Below are 17,125 nucleotides of genomic sequence, written 5' to 3'. Positions count from 1 at the left end.
GTTGCGAAACCGTGCACTTCAAGCGAGGTGCACGGTTTCCTGATTACCTGCGTGAGAGTATCTGCTCACTTTAGCCTGTCACGCCGTCAGACGATCTTCCCGGAAATCACGCAACGCCTGGTCAATCTCTTCGCGGGTGTTCATCACGAATGGCCCGTACTGCACGATCGGCTCGCGCAAGGGCTTGCCTGCAATCAACAAGACGCGCGCACCCTTGGTGCTGCTGATCTGCAAATCCCCTGTGTCAGACAGGCGCGCAAGATGGCGCTTGCTCACTGACTGTGCGCTGCCTTCTATTTCGATACTGCCTTCGTACACGTACAGCAATGCAAGATGCCCTTCGGGCAAGCGCGGGCTGATACGACTGCCGGCAGGCATGTCGAAGTCAAAGTACAAGGGCTCGGTATCCGGGCGCTGTACCGCACCGGCCTGTCGAACCTGGCCATCGTCGAAATGCCCGGCCAATACCACCACCTGCACACCGGCTTCAGTGGTCAGGCGAGGAACGTTTTCCGGCTGGATGTCCTGATAACTGGCGTCGTTCAGCTTGTTCTTGCCCGGCAGGTTCAGCCATAGCTGAAAACCTCGCATGGTGCCTTCTTCCTGTTCAGGCATTTCGCTGTGAATGATCCCGCGTGCGGCGGTCATCCACTGTACGCCGCCGCCCTGCAGCAGGCCTACATTGCCCATATGGTCTTCGTGACGCATACGGCCTTCAAGCATGTAGGTCACCGTTTCGAAGCCACGGTGCGGATGAGGTGGAAAGCCCGCAATATAGTCATCAGGCACGTCCGACCCGAACTCGTCCAGCATCAGGAATGGATCGAATTGTTCCACGCCCCGTCCGCCGAAAACGCGTGTCAGTTTGACTCCCGCGCCGTCAGAGGCAGGTTGGCCTGCCTGAATCGACAGGACTTTACGAAATTGAGTCATGGAAAGAGAGCACTCCTTATCAGGTGGCCTTTTCAGGCGCAAGGGAGTGTCATGGTATGCCTGTCTATTCGATTAACTGATTCGAATCCCGGAACGGAATGATCGTATTTATCGATGTGTTGCCTGCTGATACGCATTGGCGTGAGTAACAGGCAACCTGCCCGGAACAGACTCCGGGCCAGGCGTTACAACGAGAGGTGATCAGTGTTTGCTGCCCTGTGTCGACATGGCCAGCAGCTGCTTTTCCTGGTTCCAGTCAAATGGTTCATCGTTCTGCTCGGCTTCGTAACGGCGCTCTTCCAGCGCCTGATACAGCTCGATTTCATCATCCGGCATGAAATGCAGGCAGTCACCGGCAAAAAACCACAGCAGGTCGCGAGGCACCAGGTGGGCGATTTGCGGGTAGCGCTGGATGACCTGACACAGGATGTCCTGGCCCAGGTACTGGCTTTCTATCGGGTCCTGCGGCAGTTGCTCGACCAGTTCGTCGAAGCGCTCCATGAACAGCGCATGGCTTTCTTCCGGAACCTGCTCGGCCTCGCCCAGCGCGACCAGAATGCTGCGCAGGTGTGCCAGCAGGCCAAGTTGGTGATCGAGAGTGGCGTCGGCCATCGGGTAATCCTCAAATGCAAAAACAGGCGCGAGAGTATAAAGCTCTACGCGCCTGCTGTGTGGTGTGACCTTGAACGTCAGCGAATCTTGCCCGCTGCCAGGGTCAGCTCTTCCTTGTCGAAATCATCCACGTCGATCACCTTGCGACGGGCGGCTTCGGCTGTACGCAGTGTCTGTGCCTCTTCTGCCTGCAATACACCGATGCGCAACGCAGCGTCGATGGCATGTTCGCCTGCGGCCGGTTTGATCTGACCACTCTTGAGCGCCGTCTGCAGCTTCTTGTGCAACGGATATGCAGTAGTCAGCAAGTCGATGGCATGTTGCAGCGCGCCGACCGGATCTTCTGCCGATTGCGGGCGATAGCAGCCTGCGAGCAACTCTTCCAGTGTCGGATCGCCCTTGGCGCGGCCCAGCACCTGGGCAACTTCGGCGTCCAGCTTGTCCGAAGGGCCCTTGTGGCGACGACCGAACGGGAACACCACTGCACGCAACAGCCCACCCAGCACACGGTTAGGGAAGTTGCCGAGGATTTCGTCCATGGCACGTTCCGAATGGCCCAGACTTTCTTCCATGGCCCAGCGAAACAGCGGGCTCATGTGATCTGGCGAGCCAAGATCGTGGTAGCGCTTGAGTGCCGCCGAAGCCAGATACATATGACTGAGCACATCCCCCAGACGCGCCGACAGGCGTTCGCGGCGTTTCAACTCGCCGCCCAGCAGCATCATGCTCAAGTCCGCCAACATCGCGAAAGCTGCTGCCTGACGGTTCAACGCGCGGAAGTAGCCTTGGCTCAGGCTGTTGCCCGGTGCTCTTTCAAAATGGCCAAAGCCCAGATTAAGAATCAGGGTGCTGGCGGCGTTGCTTACCGCAAAACCGATGTGCTTGAGCAGGAGCGCGTCAAACTCAAGCAGCGCCTGCTGCTTGTCTTCGCGACCGGCCAAGGCCATTTCCTTGAGCACGAATGGATGGCAGCGAATGGCACCCTGGCCGAAGATCATCAGGTTACGTGAAAGGATATTCGCCCCTTCAACGGTGATGAAGATCGGCGCACCTTGCCAGTTGCGGCCCAGGTAGTTGTTCGGGCCCATGATGATGCCCTTGCCGCCATGCACATCCATGGCGTGACCGATACATTCGCGGCCACGCTCGGTCAGGTGGTATTTGAGGATCGCGGAGAGCACCGAGGGCTTTTCACCCAGATCGACCGCATTGGCGGTCAGCATGCGCGCGCTGTCCATCAGCCAGGCGTTGCCGCCGATGCGCGCCAACGCTTCCTGAATACCTTCGAACGCCGACAGCGGCACATTGAATTGCTCGCGTACCTTGGCATACTGGCCGGTGACCAGGCTGGTGTACTTGGCAGCGCCGGTGCCGACCGCGGGCAGCGAAATCGAACGTCCTACCGACAGGCAGTTCATCAGCATCATCCAGCCTTTACCGAGCATTGGCTGGCCGCCGATCAGGTAGCTCAGCGGAACAAAGACGTCCTTGCCTGAATTCGGGCCGTTCATGAACGCTGCGCCCAGCGGCAAGTGGCGACGGCCGATTTCAACGCCTGGCGTGTCGGTCGGAATCAATGCCAGGCTGATGCCGAGATCTTCCTCTTCGCCTAGCAAGTGCTCAGGGTCGTAAGCCTTGAAAGCCAGGCCGAGCAGGGTGGCGACCGGGCCAAGGGTGATGTAGCGCTTTTCCCAGGTCAGGCGCAGGCCGATGACTTCCTCGCCTTGCCACTGACCTTTGCAGATGACCCCGGTGTCGGGCATCGCGCCCGCATCGGAACCTGCCAATGGACCCGTCAGCGCGAAGCAGGGGATATCTTCGCCTCGTGCCAGACGTGGCAGATAATGGTTGCGCTGTTCGTCGGTGCCGTAATGCAGTAGCAATTCAGCAGGGCCGAGGGAGTTGGGCACCATCACGGTGGAGGCCAGGTCGCCGCTGCGGGTGGCCAGTTTCATGGCCACCTGAGAGTGGGCGTAGGCCGAGAAGCCCTTGCCACCGAATTCTTTCGGAATGATCAGGGCAAAGAACCCGTGCTCTTTCATGTGCGCCCAGGCTTCAGGCGGCAGGTCCATGGCCTGACCGATTTCCCAGTCGCTGACCATCGCGCAGAGTTCTTCGGTCGGCCCGTCGATAAAGGCCTGTTCTTCTTCGGTGAGCTGGACTTTTGGATAGGCCAGCAGCTTGTCCCAGTCCGGGCGACCGCTGAACAGCTCGCCATCCCACCAGACCGTACCGGCGTCAATCGCATCGCGCTCGGTTTCCGACATGGGCGGCAGCACTTTCTGAAACCAGCTGAACATGGGCGCAGTGAAGTGCTTGCGGCGCAGGTCGGGCAGCACAACAGGTACGAACACTGCCAGCCACAGCACCCAGAAAACAGTCAGCAGCCATCCTGGCGCGTGGCTGAAAATGCCCATGGCCAGCAGGTAGACGGCTACCACGCCAAGCGCCGGGAGCGGGGCGGTACGCCGATGGGCCAGCCAGGCAATGCCGACGACCAGCACTACAATCCACAACAACAGCATAGGTATTCCTCCGTGATGACCGCCGCCGTGGCAGCGATCAAGAACTGGTCGCCGGGCAGTGGTGAGGCGACATCGATAGTGACCCCTGGTTGACGAGGAAGTTGCCGCCGCTTCGGGGTAGACTGTGAGCCTTTATTTATCAGCGACTGCGAGGGGAACGCAATGCTCAAGATATGGGGACGGAAGAATTCCAGCAATGTGCGCAAGGCACTCTGGATTGCCGAAGAAGTGGGCGTGCCCTACGAGACGCAGGACGCCGGTGGGGCATTCGGGCTGGTCAATGAAGCAGCTTACCGCGCGAAAAACCCCAATGGCCGGATTCCCATGATTGAAGACGGCGACTTCGTGCTTTGGGAGTCGAACGCGATCGTACGCTATCTGGCCGCCCGCCATGCCCCGGACTCGGACTTATACCCCGCTGACCTTCAGGCTCGCGCCAACGCAGACAAGTGGATGGACTGGACCTCCTCGACCATCGCGGCCCCGTTCAGCCCGGTATTCTGGGGCGTGGTACGCACCCCGCCCGAGAAACAGGACTGGCCGGCCATCGAGCAAGGCATCAAGACCCTGCACAGTCTGCTGCTGGTCGCCGATGAGGCCCTGTCTCGCCAGCCTTACCTGTCCGGCGAAGCTTTTGGCATGGGCGACATTCCCCTGGGGTGCTTCGCTTACGGCTGGTTCGAAATGCCGATTGAACGTCCGCCGCTGCCTCACCTCCAAGCCTGGTATGAACGCCTCAAGACGCGTCCGGCGTATCGCAAGGCCGTCATGAGTCCGCTGACCTGAGCATGCAGTCTGAGCATTTAAAACAGTTGATCGGGCTCATGTCCGGCTCTTGATATTTACTATTAACAGATGTGTCTGTACTTGAATGACCCAGCCGAGCACCATTGCACGCCTGGGTCGTCATGACAGGCGTGTGTTCCCGGTCAGTTTCATTCCTTTTTCCTGATGAGTACTCTTTCCGATATGTCTTCCGCTCTGTCCATTCGGCAGCTAACCAAAACCTACGGCAACGGTTTCCAGGCCTTGAGTGGCATTGATCTGGACGTGGCCGAGGGTGATTTCTTTGCTTTGCTTGGCCCTAATGGCGCAGGCAAGTCCACCACCATCGGTATCATCTCGACGCTGGTCAACAAGACCAGCGGAACGGTGAACATCTTCGGTCACGATCTGGATCGCGAGCCCGCTGCGCTCAAGCGTTCCATTGGCGTGGTGCCGCAGGAGTTCAACTTCAACCAGTTCGAGAAGACCTTCGACATCGTCGTCACCCAGGCGGGTTACTACGGCATCCCGGCAAAGATCGCCAAGGAGCGCGCCGAGCAGTACCTGACTCAACTGGGCCTGTGGGACAAGCGCGACGTGCCTTCACGGTCGCTGTCAGGCGGCATGAAGCGGCGCTTGATGATCGCCCGTGCGCTGATTCACGAGCCGCGTCTGCTGATCCTCGATGAGCCCACTGCTGGTGTGGACATCGAGTTGCGCCGTTCGATGTGGACGTTCCTGACCGAACTGAATCAAAAAGGCATCACCATCATCCTCACCACGCACTACCTGGAAGAGGCCGAGCAGCTGTGCCGCAACATCGGCATTATCGACCACGGGGTGATCGTGCAGAACACCGGCATGAAGCAATTGCTCAGCACCCTGACTGTCGAAACCTTCGTGCTGGATCTGAAGGCGTCCTGGCAGACCGCGCCGCAGCTGCCCGGTTTCCCTTGTCGTTTGCTCGACAGCCACACCCTGGAAGTTCAGGTCGACAAGAATGTCGGCATCACCGCGCTGTTTAGCCAGCTCGCTTTCCAGAACATCGAAGTCTTGAGCCTGCGCAATAAATCCAATCGCCTTGAGGAGTTGTTTGTGTCCCTGGTGGAAAAAAACCTTGCGAAGGTGGCGCTATGACCGTGCAGAGCGGCGAGTTGCGCCCCAACCTGATTGCCCTGAAGACCATCGTTTACCGCGAGGTCCATCGCTTCATGCGGATCTGGCCGCAGACCCTGCTGCCGCCTGCGATCACCATGGTTCTGTACTTCGTCATCTTCGGTAACCTGATCGGTCGTCAGATCGGCGACATGGGCGGCTTTACCTACATGCAGTACATCGTGCCGGGGCTGATCATGATGTCGGTGATCACCAACTCCTACGGCAACGTGGTATCCAGCTTCTTTGGTGCCAAGTTTCAGCACTCCATCGAAGAACTGATGGTCTCGCCGGTTTCCCCGCACACCATTCTGATCGGTTACACCCTGGGCGGCGTGTTGCGCGGGCTGATGGTGGGTTTCATTGTCACCATGCTGTCGATGTTTTTCACCGACCTGCAAGTGCACCACTTGGGCGTGACCATTCTGGTGGTGGTGTTGACCGCGACGATTTTCTCTCTGCTGGGCTTCATCAACGCAGTGTTTGCACGCAACTTCGATGACATCTCGATCATTCCGACCTTCGTCCTGACCCCGCTGACCTATCTGGGTGGCGTGTTCTACTCGATCAACCTATTGCCGCCGTTCTGGCAGACCGTGTCGCTGGCCAACCCGGTCCTGCATATGGTCAATGCCTTCCGCTACGGCATTCTGGGCGTCTCCGACATCAAGATCAGCATCGCTCTGGCGTTCATGATCGTGGCAACGTTTGTGCTGTACTTCGGCTGCGCACGGTTGCTGGTGAGCGGGCGCGGTATGCGTCAGTAACACATGCTTTGCGACCCGCCAGCCTGGCGGGTCGCCTGTCTGCCGAGACCGGCTGTTCAGGTTTTGCAACACACCATCACTTCCGACATTTCCATATTGCGCTGATCCTTGAAGCTTTCCGCTTCAAGGAATCACCATGCGCACAGGGATGATCGCGCTCGCGTCGGGGCTTGTGGCCTTACGCTTTCTGCCTGCTTTGCCGCCGACCTGGCTGTTGCTGCTGATGCCGATACTGGCGTTCATGCTGCTACCGTTTCGTACCTATCCACTGGCGCTGTTCCTGCTCGGTTTTACCTGGGCGTGTGTTTCTGCGCAGTGGGCGTTGAATGACCGTCTGGTTCATCGTCTGGACGGTCAGACGCTGTGGCTGCAAGGCAAGGTGGTCGGTTTGCCCAGTGTCGCCGAGGGCGTGGTGCGTTTCGAACTGGAGGGGGCAAGGTCGCGCAGGGCGATATTGCCTGCACGCATCCGGGTGGCGTGGTACGGCGGTCCGCAGGTCAACAGCGGTGAGCGCTGGCGCATGGCGGTCAAACTCAAGCGGCCGGCCGGGCTGGTCAATCCTGATGCTTTTGATTACGAAGCCTGGCTGTTGGCGCAGCGCATCGGCGCCACCGGTACGGTGGTGGATGGTCAACTGCTGACACCTGCGCGCGGGGCGTGGCGCGACCTTATTCGTCAGCGCTTGCTGGCGGTCGATGCGCAGGGCAGAGAGGGCGGCTTGGCGGCGCTGGTGCTGGGCGATGGCTCCGGATTGTCGAGCACCGATTGGCAGGTGCTGCAGGACACCGGCACGGTGCATCTGCTGGTGATTTCCGGCCAGCATATCGGTTTGCTGGCCGGGGTGATTTACGCGCTGGTCGCAGGCCTTGCACGCTGGGGGCTGTGGCCACGGGCTTTACCCTGGCTGCCTTGTGCCTGTGCGCTGGCGTTCATCGCTGCGCTGGGTTACGGGCTGCTGGCCGGTTTCGAGGTGCCGGTACGGCGTGCCTGTGTGATGGTCGCGATGGTGCTGCTGTGGCGTTTGCGCTTTCGGCACCTGGGCGTTGTCTGGCCGTTGTTACTGTCATTCAACGCGGTGCTGATTTTCGAGCCGCTGGTGACACTGCAGCCGGGGTTCTGGCTGTCTTTCGCGGCGGTTGGCATTCTGGTGCTGATTTTCAGTGGACGTCTCGGTGCCTGGAATTGGTGGCAAAGCTGGACGCGTGCGCAGTGGCTGATCGCAATTGGCTTGCTGCCTATTCTGCTGGCGCTGAACCTGCCGATCAGCCTCAGCGGTCCGTTTGCCAATTTGCTGGCTGTGCCTTGGGTCAGCTTGATCGTCCTGCCGCCTGCGTTGCTTGGAACACTGCTGCTGCCGGTGCCTGTTGTGGGCGAAGGCTTGCTCTGGCTGGCCGGAGGAGCGCTGGAGTGGCTGTTTATGTTTCTCGGCTGGGTTGCCGCAGTCTTGCCCGCCTGGTTGCCCAGTGCAATGCCGGGCTGGGCGTGGCTGCTTAGTCTGCTCGGGGCCTTCATTTTATTACTGCCCAAAGGCGTGCCGATGCGTCCGCTGGGTTGGCCATTGCTGTTGTTGTGCGTTTTTCCGCCGCTCGACTCAGTGCCTGCAGGCCAGGTAGAAGTATTGCAGCTGGACGTGGGGCAGGGCCTGGCCATTCTCCTGCGCACTCGAAATCACACGCTCTTGTACGACGCAGGTCCACGTTTCGGCGAGTTCGATATCGGTCAGCGTGTGGTCGTGCCCGCCATGCGCAAGGCCGGTGTGCGTCATCTGGACCTGATGTTGATCAGTCACGCCGACTCCGATCATGCCGGGGGCGCAGCGGCGGTTCATCAGGCATTTCCGGTTGACCGTGTACTGGGCGGTGAGCTGGCCAGGCTCGCGCCGCAACTCGACGCGCGCTTGTGTGAGAGCGATGCGCGCTGGGAGTGGGATGGGGTGGTGTTCTCCACCTGGCGCTGGGAGCAGGGGCCTGATGGCAATCCGGCATCCTGCATGTTGAGTGTCGACGCCGGGGGCGAGCGTCTGCTGCTGACGGGTGATATCGACGTCGACGCGGAACGTGCGGCAATCGCCAGCGGTTTCGACCTTCGTGCCCATTGGTTGCAGTCCCCGCATCACGGCAGCCGGACCTCGTCATCCAAAGTATTTCTTCAGGCCGTCGGAGCGGTTGGCGTGCTGATCTCCCGTGGCCGTAACAACGCCTTCGGCCACCCGCATCCGTTGGTCATGGCGCGTTATCGATGGCTGGGTATGGCCAGTTATGACAGCGCTGAGCTGGGCGCTGTCAGTCTGCGGCTGGGTACGTTCGGCACGCCGCAGGCAGAGCGCGCGCAACGGCGTTTCTGGCGTGACTGAGTGAAGGGATATCGATCTCGGCGTTCGGCACTTGGCGACCCTATGATAGAGTGGCGCCAATTTTTCGAGGGAGTGATCACTGTGTGGGAACTGGTCAAATCTGGCGGCTGGATGATGCTGCCGATTATTTTGAGCTCCATCGCCGCTGCCGGCATTATCATCGAGCGTCTGTGGACGCTGCGTGCCAGCCGTATCACGCCGCCGCATCTGCTCGGACAGGTCTGGCAGTGGATTCAGGAAAAGAAGCTCGACGGCGAAAAGCTCAAGCAACTGCGCGCCGACTCGCCTCTGGGTGAAATTCTCGCCGCAGGTCTGGCCAATTCCAGGCACGGTCGCGAGATCATGAAGGAATGCATCGAAGAAGCCGCCGCCCGGGTTATCCATGAACTGGAGCGCTACCTGAGCGCGCTGGGTTCGATTGCCGCCATGGCACCGCTGCTTGGCTTGCTGGGTACGGTGCTGGGCATGATCGATATTTTCGGCTCGTTCAACAGTTCGGGGGCCACGGCCAATGCTGGTGTACTCGCCGGTGGTATCTCCAAGGCGCTGATCTGTACCGCGTCGGGCCTTATCGTGGCTATTCCGGCAATCTTCTTTCATCGCTTTCTGCAAAGTCGCGTCGATGAGCTGGTGGTCGGCATGGAGCAGCAGGCCATTCGTCTGGTTGAAGTGGTGCAGGGCGACCGCGATGTCGATCTGATCGACGCCAAAATCGATCTCAAGTCGCTGGCCAGAGCGGGCGGGGGCAAGAAGAAGTGAAATTTCGCCGTCGCAGACCCCGGGAAAACATCGACATCAATCTGGTCTCTCTGATTGATGTGGTGTTCATCCTGCTGCTGTTTTTCATCGTGACGACCACGTTCACCCGTGAAACCCAGTTGCGGGTGGATCTGCCACAGGCGGTCACCGGTACGCCGGAGGTGGACGCCAGCGCTAAGCATCTGGACATCGCCATCAACGCCGACGGGATCTTCTCGCTGAACAACCAACTGTTGCCCAAGAACGATCTGGCAACCCTGATCGAAGCGCTGCAACGCGAGTCGGCGGGCGATACCAGCCTGCCGTTGTCGATCAGTGCCGACGGCAAGACCCCGCACCAATCGGTGATTACGGCCATGGATGCGGCGGGTAAACTGGGTTTCAGCCATTTGCGCATGACCACTGTCGAGGCCACGCCGGCTAACTGATGGCATTTACCGACCGTTTGCTTGATGCCTGGTACAAGGGCCACCCTGCGCTGGCGCTTTTGCGTCCGCTCGAATGCCTTTATCGGCGTGTCGTCGATGGCAAACGCGCGCGCTTTCTGGCGGGTGAGGGCAGCATCTACCGCGCTCCGGTGCCGGTTATTGTGGTGGGTAATATTACCATCGGCGGCACTGGCAAGACGCCACTGATTCTATGGATGATCGAGCACTGCCGTCGTCGTGGCCTGCGTGTCGGTGTGGTCAGTCGCGGTTATGGTGCCAAGCCTCCCAGCCTGCCGTGGCGCGTCAAAGCCGACCAAAGTGCCAGCGAGGCGGGCGATGAGCCTTTGCTCATCGTCAAACGCAGTGGCGTGCCGCTGATGATCGATCCGGATCGCAGTCGCGCAGTGCAGGCCCTGCTCGCTGCCGAGCCTCTGGATCTGATTCTTTCCGACGATGGCCTGCAACATTATCGTCTGGCCCGCGATCTGGAGCTGGTGCTGATCGATGCCGCCCGCGGGCTGGGCAATCGTCGTTGTCTGCCTGCCGGGCCATTGCGCGAGCCGGTTGAGCGGCTAGGCAGTGTCGACGCTTTGCTTTACAACGGCGCGATGGCTGATCGTGACGATGGCTACGCATTTATGCTCAAACCGTCAGCCCTTATCAATCTGCGCAGTGGCGAACGCCAGCCGGTGGATTATTTCCCGGCCGGGCAGGCGCTGCATGCGGTCGCCGGAATCGGCAATCCTCAACGTTTCTTCAATACCCTCGAAGGATTACACTGGCGGCCGGTGGCTCACGCGTTCGCCGACCATGCGGTCTACAGTGCCCAGGCGCTGACATTCACACCGGCACTGCCCTTGGTCATGACCGAGAAGGATGCGGTGAAATGTCGTGCCTTTGCAGCCGATGACTGGTGGTATCTGGCAGTGGATGCAGTACCGTCCAATGCTTTTGTCGACTGGTTCGATGAGCAACTGCTACGTCTCTCTCCATGATTGCTTCAGGATCTCCTATGGACACCAAACTACTCGATATCCTCGCTTGCCCTGTGTGCAAGGGACCATTGAAGCTCAGCGCCGACAAGACCGAGCTGATCAGCAAAGGGGCAGGCCTTGCCTACCCGGTACGCGACGGCATCCCGGTGATGCTCGAAAGCGAAGCGCGCACCTTGAGCACCGATGAGCGGCTGGAAAAATGACAGCAGCGTTCACCGTTGTCATTCCTGCGCGTTACGGCTCCAGCCGTTTTCCCGGCAAGCCACTGAAAACCATTGCTGGCAAGCCCATGGTTCAGCTTGTCTGGGAGCAGGCGTGCAAAAGCAGCGCCGAGCGTGTGGTGATTGCCACCGACGATGCGCGCATCGTCGAGGCTTGTCAGGCTTTTGGTGCAGAAGTGCTGCTGACCCGCGAGGATCACAATTCCGGCACCGATCGTCTGGCCGAGGTGGCTGCGCAACTGGGGCTGGCTGCTGATGCGATTGTGGTCAATGTGCAAGGCGACGAGCCGATGATCCCGCCTGCGGTGATCGATCAGGTGGCGTCCAACCTGGCGGCTCACCCCGAAGCCGGCATGTCTACGCTGGCCGAGCCTATCGACGATGTGGCCGCGTTGTTCAATCCGAACATCGTCAAGGTCGCAACAGACATCAACGGCTTGGCGCTGACGTTCAGCCGTGCCCCATTGCCTTGGGCGCGTGACGCGCTGGCCGCAAACAGGGACGAGTTGCCCGCTGGCGTGCCTTATCGTCGTCATATCGGTATTTACGCCTATCGTGCGGGCTTTCTTCATGACTTCGTTAGCTGGGGTCCGTGCTGGCTGGAAAACACCGAAAGCCTGGAGCAACTGCGTGCGTTGTGGAATGGCGTGCGAATTCACGTTGCCGACGCGCTTGAAGCGCCACCCGGTGGCGTCGATACGCCTGAAGACCTGGAGCGCGTAAGGCGCTTGCTGGAGGGTTGATGCGCTTCGTCCAGTGGTTCGGGAAGGCGAGAGTATGACCTTGCAGGTGCAGTCCGCGATTTCCCTCAAACCTTTCAACACCTTTGGCGTGGATGTTCAGGCCCGCTTGTTTGCCGAAGCGCATAGCGATGACGATGTTCGCGAGGCGCTGGCGTATTCGGTTAAGCACGATGTACCGCTGCTGGTTATTGGCGGTGGCAGTAACCTGCTGCTCAGCGGTGACGTGCAGTCATTGGTGCTGCGCATGGCCAGTCGCGGCATTCGCATCGTGCATGAGGACTGTCTCGAGTCAATTGTCGAGGCAGAGGCTGGCGAGCCTTGGCATCCGTTCGTGCAGTCCTGTCTGGAGCTGGGGCTGGCGGGGCTGGAAAACCTCAGTCTGATTCCAGGCACAGTTGGGGCGGCACCCATGCAGAACATCGGTGCTTATGGCGTCGAGATCAAGGATGTATTCCATAGCCTGACTGCGCTGGATCGTGAAACGGGTGAATTGCGCGAGTTTTCCCTGGAGGACTGTGCGTTCGGCTACCGCGACAGCGTGTTCAAGCATCAGGTCGCGCGCTGGTTGATCCTGCGGGTACGCTTCAAACTCAGCCGCGTAGCCAATCTGCACCTTGAATATGGTCCGGTTCGTCAGCGTCTCGACGAGTTGGGTATCGATAAACCGACGCCTTTCGATGTCAGTCGGGCTATCTGCGCCATTCGTAGTGAAAAACTGCCCGATCCGGCGGTGCTGGGCAATGCCGGCAGTTTCTTCAAAAACCCGATTATCCCTGCCGAACTGTACGCAACGATCAAACAACAGCACCCAGGCGTCGTCGGCTACTCGCAGGATGATGGCCGGGTGAAGCTGGCAGCGGGGTGGTTGATCGAGCAGGCTGGCTGGAAGGGTTATCGTGACGGCGACGCTGGCGTACATAAGCTCCAGTCGCTGGTACTGGTCAATTACGGGCAGGCCAGTGGCTTGCAGCTATTGAACCTTGCGCGCCGCATCCAAAGCGACATCGTCGAGCGTTTTGGTGTAGAGCTGGAAATGGAGCCGAACCTCTACTGAGGTCTGACTGCCACCCTAATAGTGAAACCGGGCGACGCTTCGCTCGTCCGCGATCTTTGGAAATGTAGGAGCGGACTCGTCCGCGATGGGCTGCGAAGCGGACCCAAAACCGGCCATCTTGTTTGTATCTGGTGCACCGAGGCAGCTGGTTTTGCTGCCGGTTCCCGGCAGTTCGCGGACAAGCGAAGCGTCGCCCGGTCCGCTCCTGCAGTCGATGTATTTCCCTGAGTCACAGACGTAAAAAAGCCCCGCCTGTCTGCACAGGCGGGGCTTTTTCATGGGCCGGAGTTAGACGAGTGGTTTAGGCTCGTTTTCTTTCTCGGCTTCATGTTGCGGTTTGACTGCTGGTTGCTCAGTCGCCGCTTCTTCAGTCTTTTCCTCGATAGCCTGAGAAGGCTGGACCGATTCTGCTTCAGCGGCAACAGGTGCTGCTTCGGCGATGACTGGAGTGCTGGCCGCAGCGGCTTCCTGCTGACGGCGTGCTTCTTCTTCACGCTTGCGACGACGAACTTCACGAGGATCGTTCGGTGCACGGCCGGTGCTGCTGACCGGTGCGACCGGTGTTTCCACGATCACAGGTTGTTGCTCTGCAGGTGCAGGCGCTGCTTCTTCAACGGCCTTGGGCGCGACGTAAGGAGCAGGCTCCTCCTTCACGACGACAGGCTCGGCAGCAGTAGCAGCAGGCGTTGGCAGTTCGGACGATTCAGTGGCTGGCACTTCTTCATGAGCCGCTGCTTCGACAGGCGCTTGTGGCGCTGGCTCTGGCGTTGGTGTGAACGGCACGACGCGCTCGGCATGCGGCGCTTCGAACAGCTCAGTCTGCGCAGCAATGGCAGGTGCTTCGACCGCAGCAGGCTGAACCTCCACTTCCGGAGCCGGTTTGGCGACTGGCGCATCGTCTGCAACCGGCGCTTCAACGGCAGGCACTTCAACGACCGGTTCTGCTGCTGCCGGAGTTTCTGGAGTGGATGCTTCAATTGCCGGTGCGTCAGCTTCCGGTGCCTTGGCAGTATTGGCTTCGGCAACAGGCGCTTGCTGCGCAGACTCTACGGCTGGAGCGTCTACAGCAGTGCTGTTGGCTCGCTCGGCCTGCTGGTGTGCATCGGCTTCTGCTGTGGCGCTGATCACGCCGCCAGCCGCAGCTGCTGCGGTGAATCCCAGACCAGCCGACAGATCGGTGGCGCTGCTGCCTTGTTCAGCATTTTCTGCCGAGCCGTTTTCTTCGGAACCGTTTTCTTCAGAGCCTTCGATCACGTTGCCATTGGCATCACGTTGACGCTCACGACGGTTGCTGCGACGACGCTGGCCACGGGAGCGGCGGCGAGGGCGGTCGCCTTCGCTACCGTCGTTGCCTTCCTGGTTCTCGTCATTGATCTGCTCTTCGTTGAGCAGCACTTCCTCTTCGCTCACGGCAGCCGCGGCCTGTTCGGCGCGTGGTTGACGTTCTTCGCGAGGCGCGCGCGGCTGGCGTTCTTCGCGTGGTGCGCGTTCAGGACGCTCTTCACGAGCAAGGTTTACGGCAGGGGCTGCATCCAGAGGCTCGCGCAGTTCGCGGACCGGACGATCTTCGCGTGCTTCACGTGGCTTGCGCTCGCGGGAAGTACGGGCTGGACGCTCTTCACGTGGTGCTGAATCCTCGCGGGCTTCACGCGGTTCGCGAACGGTACGCTCTTCACGAGGTGCGCGTTCTTCACGAGGTGCGCGTTCTTCACGAGGAGCACGTTCCTCACGTGGTGCGCGCTCTTCGCGCGGCGCGCGTTCGGCACGTTCCTCGCGGGGGGCGCGTTCTTCACGAGGCTTGCGCTCTTCGTCACGACGGTTGTTGCGGCCACGGCTCTGTTGGCGACCGTTGCGGCGCTCCTCGTTACGGGCCGGACGCTGTTCGGCAGCAGGTTTTTCAACCACTACCGGAGCGGCAGGCTCTTCCTTGGTCGCGAACAGGCTGACCAGGGATTTCACCAGGCCCTTGAACAGGCTTGGCTCGTGAGCGACCGGTGCAGGCGTTGGGGCAGGCGCAACGGCTTCAACCGGAACCGGCGCATTGGCACGAGCAGGTGCAGTCTTGACGGCTGCTTCCTGGCGAACAAGAGTGCGGGTTGCGGCAGCCAGCGGGGCGATTTCTTCTACTTCGGCTGCAGCCGCGGCGATTTCGTAGCTGGTCTGGCTGTTGTGTGCTTCCGGGCTGTCATCACGCAGACGCTGAACTTCGAAGTGCGGGGTTTCCAGCTGGTCGTTCGGCAGGATGATGATGCGCGCACGGGTGCGCAGTTCGATCTTGGTGATCGAGTTGCGTTTCTCGTTGAGCAGGAACGCAGCGACCGGGATCGGCACCTGAGCGCGCACTTCTGCAGTGCGGTCTTTCAGGGCTTCTTCTTCGATCAGGCGCAGAATGGCCAGAGAAAGCGATTCGACGTCACGGATGATGCCGGTGCCATTGCAACGAGGGCAGACGATGCCGCTGCTTTCGCCCAACGATGGGCGCAGACGCTGGCGGGACATTTCCAGTAGGCCGAAGCGTGAAATGCGACCGATCTGAACGCGGGCGCGGTCGGCTTCCAGGCTTTCGCGGACTTTTTCTTCCACGGCGCGCTGGTTCTTGGCCGGTGTCATGTCGATGAAGTCGATGACGATCAGGCCGCCGATGTCACGCAGACGCAATTGACGGGCGATTTCCTCAGCCGCTTCAAGGTTGGTCTGCAGGGCGGTTTCTTCGATGTCGCTGCCTTTGGTGGCGCGCGCCGAGTTGATGTCGATGGACACCAGGGCTTCGGTCGGATCGATGACGATGGAGCCGCCGGAAGGCAGTTCGACCACGCGCTGGAAGGCGGTTTCGATCTGGCTTTCGATCTGGAAGCGGTTGAACAGTGGAACGCTGTCTTCGTACAGTTTGATCTTGCTGGCGTACTGCGGCATCACCTGGCGGATGAAGGTCAGGGCTTCTTCCTGGGCTTCGACGCTGTCGATCAGGACTTCGCCGATATCCTGACGCAGGTAGTCACGGATGGCGCGGATGATGACGTTGCTTTCCTGATAGATCAGGAAAGGGGCCGAACGGTCCAGGGACGCTTCCTTGATGGCGGTCCACAGTTGCAGCAGGTAATCGAGGTCCCACTGCATTTCCTCGCTGCTGCGGCCCAGGCCGGCAGTACGAACGATCAGACCCATGTCGGCTGGAGCGATCAGGCCGTTGAGGGCTTCACGCAGTTCGTTGCGCTCTTCGCCTTCGATACGGCGCGAGATGCCACCGGCGCGAGGGTTGTTCGGCATCAGGACCAGATAACGGCCTGCAAGGCTGATGAAGGTGGTCAGGGCTGCGCCCTTGTTGCCACGCTCTTCTTTCTCGACCTGAACGATGACTTCCTGGCCTTCGCTCAGGACGTCCTTGATGTTGACGCGGCCTTCAGGGGCTTTCTTGAAGTACTCGCGGGAGATTTCCTTGAGGGGCAGAAAGCCGTGGCGCTCAGAGCCGAAATCGACAAAGGCAGCCTCAAGGCTGGGTTCGATGCGAGTGATTCGGCCTTTATAGATGTTGGCCTTCTTCTGCTCGCGTGCACCTGACTCGATGTCCAGGTCGTAGAGGCGCTGGCCGTCTACCAGTGCAACACGCAACTCTTCGGGTTGAGTTGCGTTAATCAGCATTCTTTTCATGTAGTACCGTCGGTTTCCGGGCTGCCGGAAACGGCGTTCGGCACACACGACTTCTCACGGTCGGTGTCAGGGCACGTCAGGAGTGGTTGGACACTCCAGTGTCTAGCGAGGTCCTCGCCCAGAGGGGGCGGAGGGTCGCGACGACGTTTCCTGCTTGCTGTGGTGGC

The 17,125-nt window shown here is 60.0% G+C and carries 14 protein-coding genes; 10 read left to right on the top strand and 4 right to left on the bottom strand.

Translation table 11 applies throughout. From position 1 onward, the window contains the following. Positions 1 to 78: 78 nt before the first annotated feature. From RYB66_RS04525 to RYB66_RS04515, 3 genes are all read right to left on the bottom strand, one after another. Positions 79 to 933 (bottom strand): pirin family protein, encoded by an 855-nt coding sequence (locus RYB66_RS04525; protein ID WP_016981640.1) that lies wholly within the window; start codon positions 931 to 933, stop codon positions 79 to 81. A gap of 201 nt (positions 934 to 1,134) precedes the next feature. Continuing rightward, positions 1,135 to 1,545 carry a PA2817 family protein gene (locus tag RYB66_RS04520; RefSeq protein WP_004657828.1) on the bottom strand — a complete coding sequence of 137 codons (411 nt, stop codon included), beginning with the start codon at positions 1,543 to 1,545 and terminating at the stop codon, positions 1,135 to 1,137. A 77-nt stretch (positions 1,546 to 1,622) separates the two neighbouring features. Then, positions 1,623 to 4,070, bottom strand: a complete 2,448-nt coding sequence (locus RYB66_RS04515) for an acyl-CoA dehydrogenase (RefSeq protein WP_011168129.1) — start codon at positions 4,068 to 4,070, stop codon at positions 1,623 to 1,625. A 162-nt stretch (positions 4,071 to 4,232) separates the two neighbouring features. Here RYB66_RS04515 and RYB66_RS04510 point away from each other — a divergent pair, with 162 nt between their 5' ends. From RYB66_RS04510 to murB, 10 genes are all read left to right on the top strand, one after another. Next, on the top strand, positions 4,233 to 4,856 hold the full coding sequence (locus tag RYB66_RS04510; RefSeq protein WP_004657835.1) for a glutathione S-transferase: 624 nt from the start codon (positions 4,233 to 4,235) through the stop codon (positions 4,854 to 4,856). Positions 4,857 to 5,039: 183 nt separating this feature from the next. Beyond that, positions 5,040 to 5,972: an ABC transporter ATP-binding protein gene (locus tag RYB66_RS04505; protein ID WP_002552672.1), complete on the top strand. Its 933-nt coding sequence runs from the start codon at positions 5,040 to 5,042 to the stop codon at positions 5,970 to 5,972. After that, a complete protein-coding gene (locus RYB66_RS04500) occupies positions 5,969 to 6,757 on the top strand; it encodes an ABC transporter permease (protein ID WP_002552673.1) in 789 nt (262 codons plus the stop codon). The genes RYB66_RS04505 and RYB66_RS04500 overlap by 4 nt, the downstream gene beginning before the upstream one ends. A gap of 136 nt (positions 6,758 to 6,893) precedes the next feature. Further along, on the top strand, positions 6,894 to 9,110 hold the full coding sequence (locus tag RYB66_RS04495) for a DNA internalization-related competence protein ComEC/Rec2 (protein ID WP_057404745.1): 2,217 nt from the start codon (positions 6,894 to 6,896) through the stop codon (positions 9,108 to 9,110). Positions 9,111 to 9,191: 81 nt separating this feature from the next. Then, positions 9,192 to 9,869, top strand: coding sequence for a MotA/TolQ/ExbB proton channel family protein (locus tag RYB66_RS04490; protein ID WP_002552676.1), 678 nt, complete (start codon positions 9,192 to 9,194; stop codon positions 9,867 to 9,869). Then, positions 9,866 to 10,297, top strand: a complete 432-nt coding sequence (locus RYB66_RS04485) for an ExbD/TolR family protein (RefSeq protein ID WP_002552677.1) — start codon at positions 9,866 to 9,868, stop codon at positions 10,295 to 10,297. The genes RYB66_RS04490 and RYB66_RS04485 overlap by 4 nt, the downstream gene beginning before the upstream one ends. Beyond that, positions 10,297 to 11,292, top strand: a complete 996-nt coding sequence (gene lpxK / locus RYB66_RS04480) for a tetraacyldisaccharide 4'-kinase (RefSeq protein WP_016981645.1) — start codon at positions 10,297 to 10,299, stop codon at positions 11,290 to 11,292. The genes RYB66_RS04485 and lpxK overlap by 1 nt, the downstream gene beginning before the upstream one ends. Positions 11,293 to 11,309: 17 nt before the next feature. Then, positions 11,310 to 11,495 (top strand): Trm112 family protein, encoded by a 186-nt coding sequence (locus tag RYB66_RS04475; RefSeq protein ID WP_002552679.1) that lies wholly within the window; start codon positions 11,310 to 11,312, stop codon positions 11,493 to 11,495. Further along, positions 11,492 to 12,256 (top strand): 3-deoxy-manno-octulosonate cytidylyltransferase, encoded by a 765-nt coding sequence (gene kdsB, locus RYB66_RS04470; protein ID WP_004657844.1) that lies wholly within the window; start codon positions 11,492 to 11,494, stop codon positions 12,254 to 12,256. The genes RYB66_RS04475 and kdsB overlap by 4 nt, the downstream gene beginning before the upstream one ends. Before the next feature lie 34 nt (positions 12,257 to 12,290). Next, the gene (gene murB, locus RYB66_RS04465) at positions 12,291 to 13,310 is read left to right on the top strand and encodes a UDP-N-acetylmuramate dehydrogenase (RefSeq protein ID WP_316893906.1); all 1,020 of its coding nucleotides are present in this window, start codon (positions 12,291 to 12,293) and stop codon (positions 13,308 to 13,310) included. A gap of 288 nt (positions 13,311 to 13,598) precedes the next feature. Here murB and rne read toward each other — a convergent pair whose 3' ends face one another. Then, positions 13,599 to 16,949 (bottom strand): ribonuclease E, encoded by a 3,351-nt coding sequence (gene rne, locus RYB66_RS04460; protein ID WP_316893905.1) that lies wholly within the window; start codon positions 16,947 to 16,949, stop codon positions 13,599 to 13,601. Positions 16,950 to 17,125: the final 176 nt, after the last annotated feature.

Origin of the sequence: Pseudomonas syringae group sp. 243L2 (genome assembly GCF_032587875.1) — a bacterium.
Classification (GTDB): Bacteria; Pseudomonadota; Gammaproteobacteria; order Pseudomonadales; family Pseudomonadaceae; genus Aquipseudomonas; species Aquipseudomonas amygdali.
Note: the sequence above shows the minus strand (reverse complement) of the source record. Positions and strands in the feature narration are given on the sequence as shown.